The sequence below is a fragment of the Francisella hispaniensis FSC454 genome (assembly GCF_001885235.1).
GTDB classification, from domain to species: domain Bacteria; phylum Pseudomonadota; class Gammaproteobacteria; order Francisellales; family Francisellaceae; genus Francisella; species Francisella hispaniensis.
Genome location: NZ_CP018093.1, coordinates 962,896 through 985,568 on the forward strand (window position 1 = coordinate 962,896; position 22,673 = coordinate 985,568).

Below are 22,673 nucleotides of genomic sequence, written 5' to 3' on the forward strand. Positions count from 1 at the left end.
ACAATTTTTTAAGATAAATTTGCTATATTTTAAAAATTATTTAAACAACTATTTTAATTTAATATGAAAAAATTACAAATGTTTCTACTTATCTCAATATTATGGTTAAATTCGCTTTTTGCTAGTAAGCTACCATATGAGTTTATTACTACTCCTAACCAAAAAATCGTTCTACACGCTGCTTTAGAGGGTCATAATGTAATAGTCGGTGGGTTAGGAATGGTTGTTAAAGATTTAAGTTTAAATGAATATGAGCATAGTAGTAGTTATAGTTATATTACCTACTCTATAATTCCGTATTATTCTTTTTTAAAAGAGAAATATAAGGATGATAATATTATAGAGGTAACTACCATAAATCATGAAGTATTTACAGAAAATAGGAATACAAAAGTTTTTTATAACGATAAATATAAACAGTTTTTAATCGAGCCTGATGAGAAAAATTCAGATATGGTTAATAAACAACCTATATATACACAAGAATCATCTTATTTAACTATCGCGTATTTTAACTCTGCAGTAGCAAGTTTTGCTAATTTTTTAAATGTTAGTAGTTTACATTTACATGCATGGCATTCTGGTTTAGCAGCACCACTAATAAAGAAAAAATATAATATTGAAAGAAAACAAAAAGGCTTAAAGCCAATAAAAGTTATTTCTCATGTGCATATGTTAAATGAAGAACAAGGTATTGAACAAGACCAGTTTTTATATAAAAATTTAGGATTGGAATATAAAACTAACGAAAAACTAAATATTATGGCTTCTCAAATAATAGAGTCAGATTTTTTAATATTTGTCTCTAAAGGTTTAGTCTATGACTACCAAAATGGGCTTGATTATGGGCTCAAAAAAGTACTAGATGAAAAAGGAACTTATTTGAGAAGTGTTAGAAATGGGATAAATTATAACAATTACTCTCTCTTTAATGAGGAACTATATAAAGAATACAGTTTAGATCAGAATACTTTTACTAATGATGATTTTGATTTAAATAAATCAAGAATAAAAGAAATTCTATATGAAAATAATATTATTAGCTCTAAGGATAAGCCTTTATTATTGTATATAGGGAGATTTTCAGAAGAGAAAGGAATAAAATCTTTTCAGATAATAATTGATTCATGGTTAAAACTAGGAGGGCAAGTCGTACTTGCTGGTCAAGCATATGATTCTAATTCTTATTTTCATATTATTAAACTTCAAGATATATACAAAATGAATGAAGATGTAAAAATATATGACAACATAATGAAAGATCAGAAAGAAAAACTTAGCGATAAAGTTGAAATTTCAAAAGGACATTTATTAAGAGCAGCCGCAGATTGGGCTATTATTCCTTCTAAAATAGAGTCTTGCGGTTTGATTGCTATGGAATTGTTATCAGTTGGAACTCCTATAATCACTAGTTGGGTTCAAGGATTAAAAGATACACTTAATCCTTATGGGGTTGTTAACCCTATTGTAAGTGATTCGAATAATATTAATTATAATAGTATCTCATATTTTTATGAAAAAAATATGTCAGAAGACCAATTGAAATATGAGATTGATAGAGCATTTTTAAAAGCTTTTAGCATTTTGAGTAATAGAAAAGAATATCTGGAAATAAGTGTCAAAGCATTAAAAAATAGTTTTGATTATGATTTGAAAGATAATACATTTCCACAACTATATCAAATATATGATGAAGCCAGTGAAGATATTGACCTAAAAGAGAATTATAGTTTATATAATCTTGAAGATCTAATTATAGACTATGAAAGTGAATTATCTCTAGAACAGCTTGGTAAAGAAAAAAAATATAGTTTTGATAAAAAAAATAATTTTTTGATAAGCACTGCTAGTATATATGATGATATAAATTCCGAATGCAACTATGAAAATATTGATAAGAATAGCATCATTTATAATGCTGAGAATAAAAAAATAGTTTCAGAGATAGGTGGTTCAGGAATGTTTATATGGGTTTTAGATATAGATGGTAACTTTTATATAGATACTGGCAAAAATGGTAACAAATTATGTCATGCTTTTATTTGCAAAAATAAAAATCAAATACCAAAACCTATAGTATGTGCTGGGGACATTAAAATTGAAAGCGGGAAGATCGTTTATATAGATAATAGAAGTGGTCATTATAAGCCAACTTTAGATCAATTCCTATTAGCACTAAAATACCTAGATAAAATAGGGATTCTCAATGAAAATGTAAAAATTAAAGAAGAAACTTATAATTTAGATATAACTATTGAACAAATAAGAAATATAGATGTTAACAAAATTAAAAGTCTATATTATTTTGATCACCAGATTGATACAAAAAAACACTAACTTATTTACAAGATTAGTTTCGATGAACAAAATTTTTGCATAAAAATGTTAATCGTATTTAAATAGTTTTGCGAACAAAAATAAATATACTTAATGCAAATTGCATATTATATATCAGAATCAAATTGATCAACCATTTTAACTTTTCTTATAATTCAAAAACGCTTGTATTAGGTCTAGACTTTTACAAATTATAGAATCGGTATTTATATTTTGAAAACAAAGAGCTCAATGAGGCTATATACATAAACATTATAAATATTGGGTTGATAAAAGTATCTGGAATAATTTGATGACATATGTATCAGATGTTGATTAACAACATTTTATTATAGATTATCTGTCAAAGCATATTTCTTCTGAAGGGCATCATATAAAACCTTTTCTGCTTTTCTCAGCTTCATTGCTCTAGCTAGTACTTTTATTTGACTTAGATGAAGCTGGTCATTTTATTTCTGAACTGATATTTATTGCAAATCGACAATCTCAAAATCACGATGATGGTTTGGTTTTTGTGAATGTAATTGATGCAGATAGCAGACTTAGTTATATTGTCTATTTAAATGCTAATGATTTAACGCTAGTATATAAAGTATATTTACCAATTTAAATTACACCTGCATTGCATGGAATTTTTTTAGAGTAGTAGTTTTATGAAAAATATAATTTTTGATTTTGATTCGACGTTAATAAAAAAAGAGTCTTTAGAGTTAATTTTAGAACCAATATTGCAAAAATCCCCAACAAAATTAAAAGAGATAGAGTATATAACTAACCTAGGGATGCAAGGAGATATCAGTTTTAGAGATTCTCTACAAAAAAGATTAGCAATTGCTAGCCCAACTAAGCAGAGTATAAAAGAGTTTAGTAACAGATATTGCCCTAAACTACTAACAGATGGTATCAAAGAGCTAATTCAGAATCTCAAAACTAAAGGCTCTGAAATATGGATTTTTAGTGGTGGTTTAACTGAAAGTATCCAGCCATTTGCAGATTATTTGAATATTTCTCGAGAAAATATTTTTGCTGTTGAGACTATTTGGAATAGCGATGGTAGTTTTAAAGAGCTTGATAACTCTAATGGCGCCTGTGACTCTAAGTTAAGCGCATTTGATAAGGCTAAAGGTTTAATTAATGGTGAGGTTATAGCAATTGGTGATGGCTATACAGACTATCAGTTATATGAAAAGGGCTATGCAGCTAAGTTTATTGCTTATATGGAGCATGTTGAGAGAGAAAAAGTGATAAATTTATCTAAATATGTTGCAAGAAATGTTGCTGAGTTAACTAGTTTAATTATGTAACTTTTTATGAGATATAACAGAATGAATAAATGCTAAACTAAGTACTAATATACCAATTGAGCCGCTAAACCACTCAGGGATATGCGTAAATATTTTTAGTAATAATATTACTGCAAGAAAACCAATTGCATAATGTGCCCCATGCTCTAAGTAGATATATTTTGCCAGTGTTTTCTTTTCGACAAATAGTATAGTCAAAGATCGCACAAACATCGCGCCAATACCTAGACCAATCATAATAATGATAATATTCGCAGTGATGGCAAATGCACCGATAACACCATCAAAACTAAATGAAGCATCTATTATCTCTAAGTAAATAAAACCGATTAAACCATTGCGAGCAACATCTGAATTACTAACTTTAGCAGTATCAAATAATGAGTTAAGTAGGCCAATACTCTCATGAACTATTATACCCAAGAGAAAAGCAATAGCTAAACTACCTTGATAGTTCGGATCAGCGTAGTGGATTGTGATAACTCCAATAATAATTGCAAAAAGAATGTAGCCACCATCATAATTACGAATTTTTTTTGTAACAATATTGTTTTCAATAAGAGGTATCCAATGATGTCCTTTATTTTCGCTTAGAAAAAAGTTTAGGAATACCATTAGTAAGAAACTACCGCCAAAGCTACAAATATAAGGCATAGAATGCTCTAATATAGTTTGGTATTGTTGTGGATTATCTAAAGCAAGAGTAATTACACTTATAAAGTTGATACCGCTAGTCACACTTACTAGTAAAATTGGAAATATTAAACGCATTCCAAAGACAGCAATAGGTAGACCTAAATATATAAAAATCTTTTGCCATTTTGGAGGCATTTGCCCAAGAATTTTTGCGTTGATTACAGCATTATCAAAACTAAGTGATATTTCAAGTATTGCTAATATTAAAATCGAGTATATTGTTTCTAGTGGAGCATTTGGATAAATAAATACAGCAATAACAACACCAATTATTGTTATAAAGAAGGATCCATAAAAGTATTTTAAAATTTTCAAGGTATTCAGGACAGTTATATTTTTAACGGATAGATTTTAACATATAATAATGTTTTAACGGAAATTTTAGGGATGAGTATGTCAATAGCTTTATATACACTGATTTTTCTAGCAGGGTGTTTTTTTGCATGGCGCAACTTTATGAAAAATAAAGAGTATGCTATAAGCATAGCAGAGCGTACAGCAGTTAAATACAATTTGGATTTGCTTGATGATACTGTTTGTTTGCGTAAGATAAATTTGCAATTTGAGAATAAAAGATTGGTTTTTTATAGAGTATATTCATTTGATTATAATACTCAAAGTTCAGATGACAGATACAGAGGTTATATAGTTATCAGAAATGGCAAACTTGATGATGTTGTTGTCTCAGAGTTTGAAAAAGCTGATATTGTCAAAGAAAGTATTATATCTGATCAAGCTGTTAAAACTTCACCGTACCAACCAGCACATAATATTATAAATTTTGATGAGTGAGGAAAATATGATGATTCATCTACACCAACTACCAAAGCTAAAAGGTAGAAATTATAGCTGTAGTCCTTTTTGCTTAAAACTTGAATTATACTTAAAAGCTACAGATTTAAATTATCAGAATCACTTTAATCTTGAGTTTAATAAGTCGCCAACAGGTAAAATGCCCTATATAGAAACTATGGGTAAAAAATTTGCGGATAGCAATCTTATAATTGCTATGTTAGAAAAACAATATCAACTTAATTTAGATCAGCATCTAAGCTCTGAGCAAAAGGCTGTAGCACATGCTTTTATAAGACTGTGTGAAGATAGCTTGTATCCGGTTGGTGTCTATAGCCGTTGGATAGATAAAGATAACTATATTTGGAAAAAAGAATTTATCGAATCTATAGGTTTACCAAAAGCAATGGCAAATATTGTATATCCTGTTGCTAAAAGAAATATTTTACGTCAGTTAAAAGCTAACGGTATTACAAATTTAACTAATAATGAAATTTACTCAAAAGCAGAAAGTGATCTACAAGCTATAAGCGATTATTTAGGCTCTAAAAAGTATTTTTTTAATGATAAAATTTCACTAGTAGATATTGTAGTGTTTAGTTTTGTCATAAATATACTAGATGGTAGTTGTGGTAAAAGATTAGCAAATTTTTTGGTAAGTTTGAAGCTTGATAATTTCATCAAAAATATGCAAGATTCTTTTAATGTGAATTTCTAATATTATTATTCTAGTTTTTATTAAAAATAATAAACTTATAAATATTTTTAGTTATAAAATGTTTTAAAGTTTGTATGCTTAGCTTTCTAAGCTGAATTAGTAACAACAATTTTTTATAAAAAAACAAAGTTATGTAGATTTAAAGGATAAAATATGAATGTTTTGGAGATTAACGTACAAACTCTGAGAAATAATATTAAGCTAATAAAAGAGTATGTAGGTAATGTTAGAATTTGTTTTCCTGTAAAGGCAAACGCCTATGGACATGGTTTAGAGTTAATAGTCCAACACAGTCATGATTTGGTTGATTTTTTTGCTGTGGCAAATGTTTTAGAGGCATTTAGGGTCTTAAATGTAGTTGAAAAACCAGTTATGATTTTTGGAGTAATTGAATATAACTATATTGATAGAATTTTAAGTAAAAATATCCGAGTTAGTATTCAAGATTATAATGATATTGAGAAGTTAGAAAAATTTGCTAAGTACTATAATAAAAAGCCTTTTGTCCATGTTAATATCAATACTGGCATGAATCGCATGGGCGTAGATTATAATGATGCTTGTAGAACTATACAGAAAGCTTATGAGTCTGATTGGTTAATTTTAGAAGGGGTATATAGTCATTTGGCATGTGCTGATAATAGAGATCATCCTACAAATATCAAACAAAAAAACAGATTTGATACTATAGTTGAATTTACTAAAGAATTATCTCAAGATATTATTTGTCATTTGTCTAATTCTTATGGTTTTCTAGGTCAAAAAGGAATCTGTTATGATATGGTAAGACCAGGGATTTTAAGCTATGGTTTTTTACCAGAGTTTTATGTTGATAGAGTTATAAGAGAAATAAAGCCTATTGCAAGACTAATCTCAGAAGTAGTTAAAATAATTACACTACAAGAGGGTGAGGGTGTTGGTTATTCTTTGATATATAGAGGCTATGAGGGTGAGCAACTGGCTGTTATCCCTATTGGTTATGGTGATGGCTTTCCTCGTGAATTAGGTGATAGAGGCTTTGTAAATATTAATGATGTGATGTATCCCATGGCTGGTAGAATGAGCATGGATGGTTTGACAGTATCATTGGGAATAAATGAGAATGATGTCAAAGTAGGCGATATAGTCGAGTTAATATCTGATATTCCACGTAATCGAAATAGTGCATTTTCAATAGCAAAACAAACAAATACTATTGAATATGATATTATGAGTACATTAAATGATCGTGTCATAAGAAAGATTATATAATATTCTAAACTGTTTACTTAATGAATTAATCACAGTAAACTCATAATTATAGTTTATCAATTTGTTAATTAGAGGATAACATGGAAAAAAAGAGTCTTTCTACTTTTAGTCTTGTGGCTATGGGTGTTGGTGCTATCATGGGTTCTGGTTGGATGTTTGCAGCACAGTATACATCTCAAGAGGCTGGTCCAGGATCTGTTGTATCATGGATAATAGGCGCAGTTTTAATGGTCTTTATAGCCTTAGTATTCGCAGAAGTTTGTACAATTGTCCCTGTTGAAGGTTCTACATCAAGAATTCCGCATATTACACATGGAACAATGATAAGTTATATGTTTGCATGGATTACGTGGATATCATATTTAGTTTTAGCACCAATCGAGGTTCAGGCTGTTATTCAATATTTGGCTGTTTTTTATCCATCATTGATCGATACAAGTAGAGATGGTGCTTTATCTATAGCTGGTCTACCTTTAGCGATATTTTTTCTTTTAGGTTTCTGTATAATTAATTTCTATTCGCTTAAGTGGTTAGCAAAAATAAATAATATCGTAACTTTATTTAAAGTGGCTATACCAATATTTATCTCAATTGTCTTTATAGTTTTTTGTTTTACATTGCCTGCATTAAAAGATATAAAAGCCGAAGAGCTTTCATTAATGCCATTTGGCTTTAATGGTGTTTTAGCAGCTGTTTCTGTTGGGGGTATTGCCTATGCTTTTACTGGCTTTAAAACTATTGTTGAATTAGCTGGAAGTACAAAAAATCCTAAAAAATCTATACCTGTAGCAACTGTTGGTGCAGTATTGATTTGTCTAATAATATTTTTATTCTTACAGTCTGCTTATTTGTTAGTAATGTCAAAATTTGTCCATAATAATGATTGGTATAGTGTAGTTATGCCAGGTTCAAGCTCATCAAGTTTTGGACCTTTTGCAGTTATGGCGCAAAGTTTTGGAGTTAAGTGGGTTATGTATCCATTGTACTTTGGAGCTATTATTTTCCCATTAATGGCTGGTTTAATCTATTTTAGTATTGCATTAAAGTCTCTTGGTGCTATGGTTCATAATGGTTATTTACCAAGTATTTTAGGTAAACTAAGTCCTATTATGAAAAAGCCTATTTATGCTATTAGTTTGAATTTTCTTATTGCATTAGTTATGTTTGCGCCTTTTCCTGGTTGGAAAGAGATGGCGACTTTTTTGACATCTTTGATAGCTCTAACTTATATAACTGGTCCTACATCAACTATGGCACTTAGACATCATTTACCTGAGCTTCATCGACCATTTAGGCTTAAAGGTGCTTATTTGTTATCAACTTTAGGTATGTTTGCTGCTACTTTAGTGTTTTTGTGGAGTGGCTGGGCTATAGTATCAAAAGCAGGTATAGCTTTGATTATTGCTTTAGCAATGCTAGGTATATATAGGACTTTTAGAAAAGATAGATCTGAAGAAATACACTGGAATTTTAGAGAATCAATATGGTTTTGGGTTTATATAGTATTAGTAACGATAGTTTCATACTTTAGCTCATTTGGAGGTAGAGGAGATTTAGATTTATATTGGAGTTCGGCAATAATATTAGTAATTAGTTTTATTGTTGTTACAATCGCAAAAAATCTGTGTTTACCAGCGGCTGATATGCGCGATGGTATACACAAAGCTATTAGTGATGATAATTATATCTAAGTAAATATTTCTATTTTTATCTTATATTTCATAATGTATTATATCTATTAGTTAAATCAATTTTAAATATCCTATGATTAAAGTATCTTTTCAGGGTGAGCATGGTGCTTATTCTGAGCAAGCGATAACTAATTTTTTAGAGCAGCAGAATATAAAAGATTTTCAAACAGTTCCATGTTGGTCTTTTTCTGATGCTATTGAACATACTATAAGTGGTAAATCAAATTTTGTAATGATTCCAGTAGAAAACTCTTTAGCTGGTTCTGTTGTGCCAGCATATGATGAGTTGATTAAGAGTAATCTAAAGGTCAAAGCTGAGATAGTCTTAAAAATAAAGCATTGTTTGATGGGGCTCGATGGTGTCGAGATTTCCGAAGTTGAAAGTGTGATATCACATCCTCAAGCATTATCACAATGTGCCAATAGCCTTAAAAAATTAAAGCTTACTCCTGAGGCATTTGTCGATACAGCGGGGGCTGCTAAGTATATATTTGAAAAAAATTAAAAAAATCACTTAGCTATTGCTGGGGAGTTAGCAGCTAAAACTTATGGCTTAAAGATTTTTCAGCATGAATTTGAAGATGAAAGTTTTAATTATACACGTTTTTTATTGATGGGTTATAATGATATCAAAGTTAACTCAGCTGATAATAAGTATAAGACAACTATAATATTCTCAGTTGAAGATAAGTCTAATGCTCTAGTAAATACATTAAATGTTTTTGGTAAACATAATATTAATCTAACAAAAATAGAATCTCGACCATCAAGAAATAGGGCATGGAACTATTTATTTTTTATTGATTTTGAGGGTTGTGATGATGATCTTAATGTACAGCAGGCATTACTCGAGGTTCTAAAAAAAAGCACATTTCTTAAAGTTTTAGGTTCTTATAAAAGTTATCACTTTAGTTAAAAAGTTTATTAATGAATTTAAGTAATGAGTTATAAAGTTAAGATTATTTATAGGGATGTTGCTAATCTAAAGATTTCTTTAAATAAAGATGGTTTAGTAACAGTGGTATCACCTCAAAAGGTCACCAAGAAAGAAATTTTTAAAATTCTTGAGTCTAAAAAATCATGGCTTGATAAACATGCTAAAAGATTATTAGTAAATCAAAAATATGATTATCAAAACTATACCTTAAATGATGGAGATGGTGTTTATTTTCTTGGGCGTGAATATCCTATTAAAATTGTCGAGTCAAAGCATAATATTGTGAATTATCATGATGACTATATACAGTTTTTCTTAAATCCTGGGGTTATTACAAATAGAGAATTTAAGTTACAATTATTAGAAGAATTTTATAAAGATCAGGCAGATGTTATTCTCAATAATCTAGTGGCTAAATACTTAAAAATTACTAATCAAGAAATTAGTAGAGTTACAATAAAAAAAACAAAAACACGTTGGGGCTCATGTAACTATGTCAAAAAAACTATCAATCTTAATTTTAATCTTGTTTTGCGAGACATCCAAGCAATTGAATATGTTGTTTTACATGAGATAGCGCATTTGACTCATCCAAATCATTCAAAAGAATTTTATGCCTATGTGGCCAGCTATATGCCTGATTGGAAAATTAGAGAAAAAAGGCTAAAATAGAGTATAATTAATCATAGCTATTATAAAATTCTTAAACTTTCTGGAGGCATTTTATGGAAAGTACGTTTGAGCTTTTTTCTATAGGAGTTGGTCCATCTTCATCTCATACTATAGGTCCAATGAGAGCTGGTTGTGATTTTATAAATTTGAATAAGGAAAAACTACCTCAAACTACTCGTGTCAAGATTGATTTATTTGGTTCTCTTGCTTTAACTGGGAAAGGTCATAAAACAGATTACGCCGTTGTTTTAGGTGTTATGGGGTTTTTACCAGAGTCAGTTGATATTGAACTAGCTAAAAAACTCTACGATGATTGTTTAAGGAATAAAAAACTGAATTTAGGTCAAAAATTTGAAATTGATTTTGATTATGATAAAGATTTAGTATTTCATTATAATGAGTTTTTACCAGAACATGCTAATGGTATGCGTTTTTCACTATTTGATGGTGATGAGTTACTTTGTGAGAAAGAGTATTTTTCAATTGGTGGTGGCTTTATTGTCGATAAAAAACAAATTAAAAAAGATACTGTTCCTACAGAGGTTCCTTGTGATAAGCCTTATAAGTTTTCAACTATGGCTGAATTAAGAGAGCTTTGTCAGCGTGATAATAAAACTATTGATGAGATAATGTTCGAAAATGAAAAGACAGCTTATGGTGAGCAGCAATCATTAGATAAACTAGCTGAGATATGGCATGTAATGGAAACATCAATCGAAAAAGGTTTAACTTGTGCTGAAGCAACGTTGCCAGGTGGTCTCAAAGTTAGGAAAAGAGCTCCAAGCATGATTAGAAAGCTCAAGGAACAAAATATTGTCAATACTGACTTTAATTATTTAAATGCTTTTGCTATAGCTGTAAATGAGCAAAATGCATGTGGTGAAAGAGTAGTTACAGCTCCTACTAATGGTGCCGCAGGCGTTATTCCAGCTGTGCTTAAATATTATTTACAGACTCATGAGATTGTTAATCAACAAGAACTTAAAGAGGTGGTGAATAAATACTTACTAGTATGTGCTGCTATTGGTATTTTGTATAAATCTGGAGCATCAATTTCAGCTGCTGAAGTAGGTTGTCAAGGAGAAGTTGGTGTTGCCTGTTCGATGGCAGCTGCAGGATACTGCGCTTTACTTGGAGGAGATCTTGATTCTATTGAGTCCGCAGCAGAAATTGGCATGGAGCATAACTTAGGACTTACTTGTGATCCTATTGGTGGGTTAGTACAGATTCCATGTATAGAGCGTAATGCTATGGGTGCTGTCCAAGCTATAAATGCAGCTAAACTAGCATACCTTGATACAGGTGAGAAACGCTTTGTTGGTTTAGATTATGTAATCAAAGTTATGTATGAAACTGGTTTGGATATGTCTAGTAAATATAAAGAAACCTCTTTAGGTGGTTTAGCTACCAATGTTCCAGTATGTTAGTTAACTTATAGTACTGAAATATCTAGGTTTTAAGTTAGTCTGGTAAAATTATACTAATTTGGTATAATTTAGGTCGTAAGAATTCTATAGAAGTTTTTGATATGTATGATGTAAATAAGATTAGACAAGATTTTCCTTTTTTAGCACAAAAAATAAATAATAAGTCGGTGCTTTTTTTTGATACAGGAGCCTCAGCACAAAAACCTCGAGCTGTTATAGAATTCATAGCTGAAGCATATGCTTATGATTATGCTAATGTCCACAGAGGAGTATATTCTCTTAGCCAAGAAGCTAGTGAAAAGTATGAAAATGTTCGTAAAATTGTACAAAATTTTTTAAATTCTAAATCAGCAGATGAAATAGTTATCACAAAAGGAACTACTGAGGCTATTAACCTAGTTGCTAGCTCTATCGGTAAGGGGATTATTAGGTCTGATGATGAAATAGTTGTCACAGAAATGGAGCATCATGCTAATTTTGTACCATGGCAGATGCTTTGTGAAGACAAACAACTAGCTTTTAAAGTAGCTGCAATTAAAGATAATGGTGAGCTAGATGTTGAGAATTTATTAGCTTTAGTTACGGCTAAAACTAAAATCTTAGCAATTACATTATGCTCTAATGTTTTAGGCACAATTAATCCTGTGAAAGAGATTATTAAACAAGTTAGACAAATTAATCCAAACATAATTATTCTAGTAGATGGTGCTCAAGCTGTTATTCATACTAAGGTTGATGTTCAAGATTTAGATTGCGATTTTTTTGTCTTCTCTGGACATAAATTGTATGGTCCTACTGGAGTAGGTGTTTTGTATGGTAAATATGAGCTACTAAAACAACTTCCGCCTTATAATTATGGTGGTGATATGGTTGAAGAAGTAACTATATCTAAAACCACATTTGCGTTACCACCATATAGATTTGAAGCAGGAACTCCAAATATTGTTGGTGCTATTGGACTTGGTAGGGCTATTGAGTATGTTGACTCAATTGGTATGAGTAATATTGAGGAACATGAGCAAAAATTGTTAGAGTACGCGACAAGTGAGCTGAGTAAAATAACGGGTTTAACAATAATTGGACAGGCAAAATATAAAGCAGGTGTGATAACTTTTAATATTGAAGGTTGTAATGCTGGTGATATCGGTGAGCTACTAGCAATCAAGGGTATATGTGTGAGAACTGGTAAGCATTGTGCTCATCCTTTGATGTATCGAATGGGAGTTACCTCAACAGTACGTATGTCTTTTGGAATGTATAATACTTTTGAGGAAATAGATTTGTTCATAATAGCATTGAAAAAAGTAATATCTCAATTAAAATAATTTAGCAAAAAGAGGCGGATATGGTAGAAGTTTTTGATCCAAATGCTAGTAGTGTTTTAGAAGTTACAGATGCTGCGGCAAAACATTTCAAGAAACATCTAGAAAAGCATAATGGTTGTATAGGCATTTACGTCGGAACTAAGGTTATGGGCTGTTCTGGCTTAGCTTATGATGTTGACTTTGTTAGACAGCAACCAGAAGATACACAAAAAGTACAACAGCATGGTATTAGTTTTTTTGTATCTAATAAGTCTATGAATTTTCTTAATGGTCTAAAAATTGATTATGTTAAACATGATTTTGGATTATATAAGTTAGAATATACAAATCCAAATGAGTCAGCACGTTGTGGTTGTGGTGAAAGTTTTACAGTTTAGGAATATATAAATAATGAAACCAACAGATGTAACAATAATAAGAAGACAGGTAAAAGCAGTTGCTGTACCATTTGGTAATGAAGTCGAGCTAATGCCTGGTCAAGAAGTCTTAGTAACTCAAGATAAAGGTGGAAGCTTTACTCTAAATGTAAATGGTAATTTACTCCATCTAGATGGTAAAGATGCAGATGCGATAGGTAAGCAAATCGTCAGATATCCTGTAGAAGAATATGATATTAAACCAGGTGATCCTATTAATATGGATGCTATTTGGGACCAAATGAGAACAGTTTATGATCCAGAGATTCCTGTCAATATTGTTGATCTTGGTCTGATTTATAATATTATTACTAGAAAGTTAGACAATGGTAATTTCCATGTAATAATTGATATGACATTAACAGCGCCTGGTTGTGGTATGGGACCAGTGCTTATGACAGATGTTGAAAAAAGAGTAGCAATGCTTCCTAATGTTGATAAAGTTGATGTAGTAATGGTTTTTGATCCGCCATGGAATTCAGAAATGATGACTGAAGCTGCTAAATTAGAGTTAGGCTTATTTTAGTATTTAGCTTATGAATAAGATAGCAATTTATCCAGGCACTTTTGACCCAATTACTAATGGTCATGTTGATCTAGTAGAGCGTGCATTAAATATCTTTGATGAAATAGTTGTTGCAGTATCTACAGCTTATGGTAAAAATACTCTTTTTGATATTGCTACTAGAGAGCAGATGATAAAAGAGGTTTTCAAAGATAATCAAAGAGTCAAGGTTGTAAGCTTTCAAGGTCTGCTTGTTGATACAGCAGTAAAACATAATGCTTGTGCTATAGTTAGAGGTCTTAGAGCAGTATCTGATTTTGATTATGAATTTCAGATGTCAAGCATGAATAACAAACTAAACAGTGATATTCAAACTATATTCTTAACTCCAAGTGAGAAGTTTTCGTGTATTTCTTCAACATTGGTTAGAGCTGTAGCGATACATAATTATAAGCGTGTCGATGAGTTTGTACCTGAGTGTGTTTTCCGTAAGATAAAGCTTAAATATTCTAAGGAATAAAAATTATGGCATTATTAATTACCGATGAATGTATTAATTGTGATATTTGTGAACCTGAATGTCCTAATGAAGCAATATCACAAGGTGAAGAGTATTATGAGATTGATCCAAATAAATGTACAGAGTGTGTAGGACATTTTGATGAATCTCAGTGTACCAAAGTTTGCCCAATTAGATGTATAATTATAGATCCAAATAATATAGAAACACATCAACAGCTTTTAGAAAAATACAATAGTTTAGTATCATAAAGCTATAAAAAACTCTTTGATTTTTTAAAAAAATTATGTAGAATACTTGAGTCTTATGTTTCGGCATGTGAATAGTTAAAAAGTATTTAAAGGAGTTTTTGATGAGATTAAAAAGTATTGTTATAGCTACAACTGTATTATTAGGTTCAGCTACAGTATCTATCGCTGCAGGTTCAGATAATATGGATACGTCAGCAAACACTAATTCAGCTACTACACAAAGCAGCGGTTTTGCGGCTAATAATTTCATTGCTCCTTTTGCAAATACTTATAGCGCTTTGACTAACAAGGACAATACTTGGGGACCTCAAGATAGAACTGGTCAGTGGTACTTAGGTGTAGATGCTAACGGTCTTGCTGGAACTCCTAACTCTCCATCAGGTGCTGGTGCTAACTTCACAATCGGTTATAATGTTAACAAATACTTTGCTGTACAGTATAACCAATTAGTTGGTAGAGTCTTTGCTGGTTTAGGTGAAGGTGTTGTAAACTTTAGTAACAGTACTATGTTTACTCCATATGCTGCAGGTGGTGCTGGTTGGGCGAATCTAGCTGGTCAAGCAACAGGTGCTTGGGACGTTGGTGGCGGTCTTAAGTTTGAGCTATCTAGAAATGTTCAAGCAAGTGTTGACTATAGATATATCCAAACAATGGCACCTAGTAACATTTCTGGTGCTAATGGTAGAGCAGGTACTAACATGATTGGTGCTGGTTTAACATGGTTCTTTGGTGGCAAAGATACTACTAATAATGACACTGGTAATATCCAGGATAATGGCGCAACTACAGCAGCACAAACTGTTGCTATGCCTACTATTGATGAGTCTAAATATGTTTTACCTGCTGGTATTAAGCAGTGTGAAGGCAACTTTAATCTAACTGAAGATGGTGTTGCGTGCTATACAGTAAATGGTGATGATGTGACAGTTTACTTAGATACTAAGTTTGCTTATGATAAAGCTACTTTAAATGCTAAAGGTAAAAAAGCTATTGCATCTTTTGTTAAATTTATCAAAGATAGTAACATTAGTTCTGTGACAGTTAAAGGTTATGCTTCTCAAGGTCAAACTGGTAGCGAGTTTGATATTTACAATCAAAAACTTTCTGAGAAGAGAGCGCAAGCTGTTGCTGATTATATGAAGCAATTAGGTTTAGATAGTGAGAAAATAATCACTAAAGGTTTCGGTTACGACGATACTTTAGGTGGTATTCCAAAATCTGATCCGCGTAACCAACGCGTAGAAGCTAGCGTATCAGCTCCTCTTAAAGAAGCTAACTAATAGCTTATTTATCAAAATCTTTTAATTTCATCTATATTATATTATTCTAGACAATCAGTTGATTTTTATATTTAAACTATTTAGTAAGTATTAAATATATTTTATTAACTATTATAAATTAAACATAATAAGTCACATAAATTTTGATAGGCTAATATATAACTTATTAGTTATAAGAGTAGTATGAAATATCTTAAAATTAAGTTGTTTCAGTGGTAAAGCCTGACGGAATAATATACTGCTCTTAGTGTAAGTTAGTTATATAGTCTAGTAGGCTTACAAGTACTATGTTCTGCTGTTACTCTGAAATAGTTTTAGTTTCAATGAAATTAATATTTATAATGAGATGATGAACATATACTAGACCAGATTCATTATTTTCTGTATATAGTTTATAAAGAAAAACTCTCAAAGATGATCTATTCTCTAAATCTGATATTATTTTCCTATTAATAACATGCACATACATGTATAGTAAGCTCTTAATAATAGTATTAAATAGTGTCAATTCAAATAAATATCAATTTACATCTCTAAGCAATAAAGTCATATATAAACAATATAAAGATCAATTTGAAAAATATTTTCATTAACTTAGATTACCATAAAGATATTTTGTTCAAAAGATAAAATGAATTATAAATTTTATAATTTTAATCTAATTTTAGTATTGAGAAATTAGATTATTATATTCGATTTTATTAAGCAGAATTACTATAAAGGTTGTTAAATTTTTCAATTTTTTAAATTGATTTTAATTTTAAATACTGGTTTAATGCTTATTAAACAAATAATAAATGTAAGTGAAGCTGAAGCTAGTTTCTACAAGCTTTGATTCAAATTTATAGATTTTATGATTATAAACTTTATGATTAAAAATTTATATCAAATTATTCTCTAACTAAAGTAAAAGAGGTCACTTTATGAATATCAAAATATTACCAATAGCAATAGATTTAGGTGCTAAAAATACCGGTGTTTTTAGCGCATTTTATCAAAAAGGAACTTCTCTTGAAAGTTTAGATAATAAAAATGGCAAAGTATATGAATTATCAAAAGATTCTTATACTTTATTAATGAATAATAGAACAGCAAGAAGACATCAAAGAAGAGGTATAGATAGAAAACAACTAGTTAAAAGACTTTTTAAGCTTATTTGGACAAAGCAACTAAACTTAGAGTGGAATAAAGATACTCAACAGACTATTAGCTTTTTACTTAATCGTAGAGGTTTTAGCTTTATCACTGATGGTTATTCGCCTGAATATTTAAATATTGCTCCAGAACCTGTAAAAGTAATACTTATGAGCATACTTGATGATTATAATGGTGAAGATGATTTAGATAGTTATTTACAATCAGCTACTGAGAATGATAGCAAAATTGATGAGCTATATAATAAGCTATTACAAAAAACACTAGAATTTAAGCTAAGAAAGTTATGTATTGATATCAAAGAAGATAAAGTAACTACTAAAACACTTAAAGAACTCTCAAATACAGAGTTTAAGTTATTAGCTAATTATCTAGTTGACTATGATCGTATCTTAAGAACACAAAAATTTAGTTATACAGATAAACAAGGTAATTTAAGAGAGCTAAACTACTATCACCATGATAAATATAATATTCAGGAGTTTCTTAAGCGAAATATTATTATAAATGATGTAATTTTAGAAAAGTTAACTGATGATTTAGATATTTGGAATCTGAATTTTGATAAGTTTGATTTTGAGAAGAATCTTGAAAAGCTTGAAAATCAAGAAGATAAAGATTATCTACAAACACATTTACATCATTTTGTTTTTGCAGTAAATAAAATAAAAAGTGAAATGGCAAGTGGCGGTCGTCATCGTAGCCAATATTTTCAAGAGATAACAAATGTGCTGGTTGAAAATAATCATCAAGAGGGATATCTCAAGAATTTTTGTGAAAATTTACATAATAAAAAATATTCAAATTTAAGTGTTAAAAATTTAGTTAATCTAATTGGTAACCTAAGTAATTTAGAACTAAAACCGCTGAGAAAATATTTTAATGACAAAATTCATGCAAAAGCTGATTATTGGGATGAGCAAAAATTTGCAGAAACTTATAGCGATTGGATACTAGGAGAATGGCGAGTTGGTGCAAAAGATAAAGATAAAAAAGATGGCGCTAAATATAGCTATAAAATTTTGTGCGATGAATTAAAACAAAAAGTTGGTATAAATCAGGATGGTATAATTAACCAAACTAAGGGTGATTTTGTGGGTTTTTTACTAGAGTTAGATCCATGTAGAACTATCCCACCATATCTAGACAACAATAACCGTAAACCGCCAAAATGCCAAAGTTTGATTTTAAATCCAAAGTTTTTAGATAATAAATATCCAAACTGGCAACAATATTTACAAGAATTAAAGAAACTACAAACTGTTCAAAATTATTTGGGAAATTTTGAAATTGATTTAAAAGACTTAAAATCAAGTAAAGAGCAACCTTATTTTGTTAAATATAAGAGTTCAAATCAGCAAATTGCTAGTGGTCAAAGAGATTACAAAGATTTAGATGCTCGAGTGTTACAATTTATATTTGATAGGGTAAAAGCTAGTGATGAGTTACTTTTAAATGAGATTTACTCGCATGCTAAAAAGCTTAAGCAAAATATTAGTTCTGAGTTAGAAAAACTCGAGTTATGCAAAAAGCTAGATAAAATTATAGCAAATAGTCAACTATCACAAATACTAAAGTCTCAACATATAAATGGTATTTTTGAACAGGGCACTTTTTTGCATTTGGTTTGTAAATATTATAAACAAAGACAAAGAGCGAGAGACTCTAGACTATATATTATGCCTGAGTACCGTTATGATAAAAAACTAGATAAATATAACAATACAGGTAGATTTGATGATGACAATCAACTATTAACATACTGTAACCATAAACCAAGGCAAAAAAGATATCAATTATTAAATGATCTAGCTGGAGTACTGCAGGTATCACCTAATTTTTTGAAAGATAAAATTGGTTCTGATGATGATCTATTTATCAGCAAATGGTTGGTAGAACATATTAGAGGATTTAAAAAAGCTTGTGAAGATAGTTTAAAAATACAAAAAGACAATAGAGGATTATTAAATCATAAAATAAATATAGCTAGGAATACAAAAGGCAAATGTGAAAAAGAAATATTTAATTTAATATGTAAAATAGAAGGTTCAGAAGATAAAAAAGGTAATTATAAGCATGGTCTAGCTTATGAATTAGGTGTACTTTTATTTGGTGAACCTAATCAAGCTAGTAAACTCGAGTTCGATAGGAAAATCAAAAAATTTAACTCGATATATAGTTTTGCACAGATTCAGCAAATTGCTTTTGCAGAGCGTAAAGGTAATGCTAATACTTGTGCAGTTTGTAGTGCTGATAATGCTCATAGAATGCAACAAATTAAGGTTGCTAAGCCTGTTGAAGGGAACAAAGATAATATAATCTTAAGTGCCAAAGCTCAAAGACTACCGGCGATACCAACTAGAATAGTTGATGGTGCTGTTAAGAAAATGGCAACTATATTAGCTAGAAATATAGTGGATGATAATTGGGATAATATCAAACAAGCTTTGAGTAATAATCAACAATTACATGTACCAATCATCACAGAATCAAATGCTTTTGAATTTGAGCCTGCATTAGCTGATGTAAAAGGTAAGAGCCTAAAAGATAAGAGAAAAAAAGCATTAGAGAGAATAAATCCTGAAAATACATTCAAGGATAAAAACAATAGAATAAAAGAATTTGCTAAAGGTATATCAGCATATAGTGGCGATAATTTAGCGAATGGCGATTTTGATGGTGCAAAAGAAGAATTAGATCATATAATACCTCGCGCACATAAAAAATACGGTACTCTAAATGATGAGGCTAACTTGATCTGTGTAACACGTGAAGATAATCAAAATCGAGGCAATAAAGCAGTATTCTTATATGATCTAAAACCAAATTATAAACTAAAACAGTTCGACACAACTGATGATTTGGAAATTGAAAAGAAGATAGCTGATACAATCTGGGATGCTAGCAAGCAAGATTTTAAATTTGGTAATTATCGTAGTTTTATTAATCTAACACCACAAGAGCAGAAAGCATTTCGCCACGCTCTATTTCTAGCTGATGAAAATCCTATCAAAAAAGCAGTCATAAGGGCGATAAATAATCGTAATCGTACTTTTGTAAATGGTACTCAACGCTACTTTGCAGAAGTCCTAGCAAATAATATCTATTTAAGAGCTAAAAAAGAAAATCTAGCTACAAATAGAATAACTTTTGATTATTTTGGAATAGAGACTACAAATTCAAATGGTAGAGGTGTTGCAGATGTTCGTAAACTCTATGAAAAAGTTGATAGTGATATACAAGCGTATGCAAAAGGTGATAAACCTCAAGATAGCTACTCTCACTTAATAGATGCGATGATTGCTTTTTGTGTTGCCGCAGATGAACATAAAAATGGTGGAAGTATAGGTCTAGAAATCGATAAAAATTATAGTTTATATCCATTAGATAAAAATACAGGAGAAGTCTTTAGCAAAGATATTTTTAGTCAAATTAAAATTGCTGATAATGAGTTTAGTGATAAAAAATTAGTAAGAAAAAAAGCTACAGAGGGCTTTAATACGCATAGACAGATGACTAGGGATGGTATCTATGGAGAAAGTTATTTACCAATACTAATCCATAAAAACCTAAATGAAGTTAGAAAAGGCTATAACTGGGAAAATAGTGAAGAAATAAAAATATTCAAAGGTAAAAAGTACGATATACAACAATTAAATAACCTTGTGTATTGTCTAAAATTTGTAGATAAACCTATATCTATAGATATACAAATTACTACATTAGAAGAGTTAAGAAATATATTGGAAACAAATAATATAAGTACTACAGCAGAATACTATTATATAAATCTAAAAACTCAAAAATTACATGAGTATTATATCGAAAATTATAATACTGCTTTAGGTTATAAAAAATACACTAAAGAAATGGAGTTTTTGAGAAGCTTAGCTTATCGTACCGAAAGAGTAAAAATCAAATCTATTGATGATGTAAGTATGATATTGGCTAAAGATAGCAACTTTAAAGCTGGAAAAATAGAATTGCCATTTAAAACAGAGTGGCAAAGACTATATCTTGAGTGGCAAAATACTACTATTAAAGATAATTATGAATTTTTAAAATCATATTTTAGTGTCAAAAATGCTACAAAACAGCATAAAAAAGTTAGAAAAGATTTCTCTTTACCTATTTCTACAAATGAAGGTAAGCTCTTAGTCAAAAGAAAAACATGGGATAACAATTTTATCTATCAGATATTAAATGATTCTGATTCTAGAGCAGATGGAACAAAGCCTTTTATTCCAGCTTTTGACATTTCTAAAAATGAAATAGTCGAAACTATTATTAAATCGTTTACATCAAAAAATATTTTTTGGCTTCCTAAGAATATAAAATTACAAAAGGTAGATAATAAAAGCATTTTTGCTATAGATACTAGTAGATGGTTCGAAGTAGAAACACCTAAAGATCTTATAGAGATTGGAGTATCAACAATTCAATATAAAATCGACAATAATTCTCGCCCGAAAGTCAGAGTTAAACTTGATTATGTTATGGATGATGATAGTAAGATAAATTATTTTATGAATCATTCTTTATTAAAATCAAGATATCCTGATAAAGTTTTAGAGATTTTAAAACAATCAACTATTATAGAATTTGAAAGTTCAGGTTTTAATAAAACTATCAAAGAAATGCTTGGTATGACCTTAGCAGGTATTTATAATGAAACACTTAATAATTAGTGAATACGGTTTATATCTTGGTTTAGAAGCTGGTAGATTAGTTGTTAAGAATAAAGAAGATAAAAAGTATTTTCCATTAAATCGATTAGCTACAGTTTCTATAGCTAAAAAAGGTGTTAGTTTATCTAGTGATTTGATAGAGCAGTTTTCTTTAAGAGGAATCAAACTTTTCTTTTTGGATTTTAGAGGTGTTGCTCACTCGATGCTTGTTGGTGCTAATCAGCACGCTGTAGTTCAAGCACGTATAAACCAATATCGCTATATCAATGAGAATGCTCTAGCACTGTCAATCAAGTTGATTATAGCTAAAATAAAAAATCAACGTGCTACACTTAGCTATTTTAATAAACATCATAAATCAGTAAATCTTTTAAATGCCATAGAAGAGCTAAAGAGGACAGCACAACTTATCAAAAATGCTAAAACTCTAAATGATGTGTTAGGTTATGAAGGATATGCTGCAAATATATATTTTTCAAGTTTAGCCAGAGATAAGTTTTTATCAGAGAGTTTTGCTAATAGAGAAGGGCGAGGCTCTCAAGAAATTGCTAATAGTATGCTAAATTTTGGTTATGCAATTTTATCTAGTTATATTCTAAATGCTGTTACAAATGCTGGACTTGAGCCTTACCTAGGATTTCTGCATCAAAAAAGACCGGGAAAGATGTCGTTAGTTTTAGATTTGATGGAGGAGTATCGAGCTTGAGT

At 30.1% G+C, this 22,673-nt stretch carries 18 protein-coding genes and 1 pseudogene; 18 read left to right on the plus strand and 1 reads right to left on the minus strand.

Annotated features, from left to right (window positions below; genetic code table 11):
• Positions 1–63: 63 nt before the first annotated feature.
• The 3 genes from FSC454_RS04685 (at position 64) to FSC454_RS04695 (ending at position 3,641) form a co-directional block, all read left to right on the plus strand.
• The gene (locus FSC454_RS04685; protein ID WP_071794798.1) at positions 64–2,337 is read left to right on the plus strand and encodes a glycogen/starch synthase; all 2,274 of its coding nucleotides are present in this window, start codon (positions 64–66) and stop codon (positions 2,335–2,337) included.
• Between the two features lie 469 nt (positions 2,338–2,806).
• Positions 2,807–2,947, plus strand: coding sequence for a hypothetical protein (locus FSC454_RS09660; protein WP_231865159.1), 141 nt, complete (start codon positions 2,807–2,809; stop codon positions 2,945–2,947).
• 43 nt (positions 2,948–2,990) lie between these two features.
• A complete protein-coding gene (locus FSC454_RS04695) occupies positions 2,991–3,641 on the plus strand; it encodes an HAD-IB family phosphatase (protein WP_066046390.1) in 651 nt (216 codons plus the stop codon).
• Here FSC454_RS04695 and FSC454_RS04700 read toward each other — a convergent pair.
• Entirely contained in the window at positions 3,630–4,652 is a 1,023-nt protein-coding gene (locus FSC454_RS04700; RefSeq protein ID WP_066046389.1) for a DUF475 domain-containing protein, read from the minus strand. The two genes, FSC454_RS04695 and FSC454_RS04700, sit on opposite strands and share 12 nt — an antisense overlap.
• Positions 4,653–4,730: 78 nt before the next feature.
• Between FSC454_RS04700 and FSC454_RS04705 the strand changes: the two genes are divergently transcribed.
• From FSC454_RS04705 to cas1, 15 genes and pseudogenes are all read left to right on the plus strand, one after another.
• Positions 4,731–5,129, plus strand: coding sequence for a DUF3301 domain-containing protein (locus FSC454_RS04705; RefSeq protein ID WP_066046388.1), 399 nt, complete (start codon positions 4,731–4,733; stop codon positions 5,127–5,129).
• Between the two features lie 10 nt (positions 5,130–5,139).
• Positions 5,140–5,847, plus strand: a complete 708-nt coding sequence (locus FSC454_RS04710; RefSeq protein ID WP_156470898.1) for a glutathione S-transferase family protein — start codon at positions 5,140–5,142, stop codon at positions 5,845–5,847.
• A 153-nt stretch (positions 5,848–6,000) separates the two neighbouring features.
• Positions 6,001–7,098, plus strand: a complete 1,098-nt coding sequence (alr, locus tag FSC454_RS04715) for an alanine racemase (RefSeq protein WP_066046387.1) — start codon at positions 6,001–6,003, stop codon at positions 7,096–7,098.
• Between the two features lie 80 nt (positions 7,099–7,178).
• Positions 7,179–8,789, plus strand: a complete 1,611-nt coding sequence (locus FSC454_RS04720) for an APC family permease (protein ID WP_066046386.1) — start codon at positions 7,179–7,181, stop codon at positions 8,787–8,789.
• A gap of 73 nt (positions 8,790–8,862) precedes the next feature.
• Positions 8,863–9,705 (plus strand): annotated as a pseudogene (gene pheA / locus FSC454_RS04725) (prephenate dehydratase).
• A gap of 24 nt (positions 9,706–9,729) precedes the next feature.
• The gene (locus FSC454_RS04730; protein ID WP_066046384.1) at positions 9,730–10,398 is read left to right on the plus strand and encodes a M48 family metallopeptidase; all 669 of its coding nucleotides are present in this window, start codon (positions 9,730–9,732) and stop codon (positions 10,396–10,398) included.
• 53 nt (positions 10,399–10,451) lie between these two features.
• Entirely contained in the window at positions 10,452–11,825 is a 1,374-nt protein-coding gene (locus FSC454_RS04735) for an L-serine ammonia-lyase (RefSeq protein WP_066046383.1), read from the plus strand.
• 101 nt (positions 11,826–11,926) lie between these two features.
• Entirely contained in the window at positions 11,927–13,150 is a 1,224-nt protein-coding gene (locus FSC454_RS04740; protein ID WP_066046382.1) for an aminotransferase class V-fold PLP-dependent enzyme, read from the plus strand.
• A 20-nt stretch (positions 13,151–13,170) separates the two neighbouring features.
• Positions 13,171–13,527 carry a HesB/IscA family protein gene (locus FSC454_RS04745; protein WP_066046381.1) on the plus strand — a complete coding sequence of 119 codons (357 nt, stop codon included), beginning with the start codon at positions 13,171–13,173 and terminating at the stop codon, positions 13,525–13,527.
• A 13-nt stretch (positions 13,528–13,540) separates the two neighbouring features.
• The gene (gene sufT / locus FSC454_RS04750; protein ID WP_066046380.1) at positions 13,541–14,092 is read left to right on the plus strand and encodes a putative Fe-S cluster assembly protein SufT; all 552 of its coding nucleotides are present in this window, start codon (positions 13,541–13,543) and stop codon (positions 14,090–14,092) included.
• A gap of 10 nt (positions 14,093–14,102) precedes the next feature.
• Positions 14,103–14,591 (plus strand): pantetheine-phosphate adenylyltransferase, encoded by a 489-nt coding sequence (coaD, locus tag FSC454_RS04755; protein WP_066046379.1) that lies wholly within the window; start codon positions 14,103–14,105, stop codon positions 14,589–14,591.
• 5 nt (positions 14,592–14,596) lie between these two features.
• The gene (locus FSC454_RS04760; RefSeq protein WP_066046378.1) at positions 14,597–14,842 is read left to right on the plus strand and encodes a YfhL family 4Fe-4S dicluster ferredoxin; all 246 of its coding nucleotides are present in this window, start codon (positions 14,597–14,599) and stop codon (positions 14,840–14,842) included.
• Between the two features lie 101 nt (positions 14,843–14,943).
• Entirely contained in the window at positions 14,944–16,122 is a 1,179-nt protein-coding gene (fopA, locus tag FSC454_RS04765) for an outer membrane protein FopA (RefSeq protein ID WP_066046377.1), read from the plus strand.
• A gap of 923 nt (positions 16,123–17,045) precedes the next feature.
• Complete coding sequence (gene cas9, locus FSC454_RS04770) at positions 17,046–21,965, plus strand: type II-B CRISPR-associated RNA-guided endonuclease Cas9/Csx12 (protein ID WP_066046523.1); 4,920 nt, start codon at positions 17,046–17,048, stop codon at positions 21,963–21,965.
• Positions 21,946–22,671: a CRISPR-associated endonuclease Cas1 gene (gene cas1, locus FSC454_RS04775; RefSeq protein WP_071794799.1), complete on the plus strand. Its 726-nt coding sequence runs from the start codon at positions 21,946–21,948 to the stop codon at positions 22,669–22,671. The genes cas9 and cas1 overlap by 20 nt, the downstream gene beginning before the upstream one ends.
• Positions 22,672–22,673 lie beyond the last annotated feature (2 nt).

Excerpts from the sequence above, each read along its gene's own strand:
- FSC454_RS04685 (WP_071794798.1), top strand. The coding sequence starts at position 64 with ATGAAAAAATTACAAATGTTTCTACTTATCTCAATATTATGGTTAAAT.
- FSC454_RS04730 (WP_066046384.1), top strand. The coding sequence starts at position 9,730 with ATGAGTTATAAAGTTAAGATTATTTATAGGGATGTTGCTAATCTAAAG.
- cas9 (WP_066046523.1), top strand. The coding sequence starts at position 17,046 with ATGAATATCAAAATATTACCAATAGCAATAGATTTAGGTGCTAAAAAT.
- coaD (WP_066046379.1), top strand. The coding sequence starts at position 14,103 with ATGAATAAGATAGCAATTTATCCAGGCACTTTTGACCCAATTACTAAT.
- cas1 (WP_071794799.1), top strand. The coding sequence starts at position 21,946 with ATGAAACACTTAATAATTAGTGAATACGGTTTATATCTTGGTTTAGAA.
- FSC454_RS04760 (WP_066046378.1), top strand. The coding sequence starts at position 14,597 with ATGGCATTATTAATTACCGATGAATGTATTAATTGTGATATTTGTGAA.
- sufT (WP_066046380.1), top strand. The coding sequence starts at position 13,541 with ATGAAACCAACAGATGTAACAATAATAAGAAGACAGGTAAAAGCAGTT.
- FSC454_RS04740 (WP_066046382.1), top strand. The coding sequence starts at position 11,927 with ATGTATGATGTAAATAAGATTAGACAAGATTTTCCTTTTTTAGCACAA.
- FSC454_RS04695 (WP_066046390.1), top strand. The coding sequence starts at position 2,991 with ATGAAAAATATAATTTTTGATTTTGATTCGACGTTAATAAAAAAAGAG.
- FSC454_RS04710 (WP_156470898.1), top strand. The coding sequence starts at position 5,140 with ATGATTCATCTACACCAACTACCAAAGCTAAAAGGTAGAAATTATAGC.
- alr (WP_066046387.1), top strand. The coding sequence starts at position 6,001 with ATGAATGTTTTGGAGATTAACGTACAAACTCTGAGAAATAATATTAAG.
- fopA (WP_066046377.1), top strand. The coding sequence starts at position 14,944 with ATGAGATTAAAAAGTATTGTTATAGCTACAACTGTATTATTAGGTTCA.
- FSC454_RS04745 (WP_066046381.1), top strand. The coding sequence starts at position 13,171 with ATGGTAGAAGTTTTTGATCCAAATGCTAGTAGTGTTTTAGAAGTTACA.
- FSC454_RS04705 (WP_066046388.1), top strand. The coding sequence starts at position 4,731 with ATGTCAATAGCTTTATATACACTGATTTTTCTAGCAGGGTGTTTTTTT.
- FSC454_RS04720 (WP_066046386.1), top strand. The coding sequence starts at position 7,179 with ATGGAAAAAAAGAGTCTTTCTACTTTTAGTCTTGTGGCTATGGGTGTT.
- FSC454_RS04735 (WP_066046383.1), top strand. The coding sequence starts at position 10,452 with ATGGAAAGTACGTTTGAGCTTTTTTCTATAGGAGTTGGTCCATCTTCA.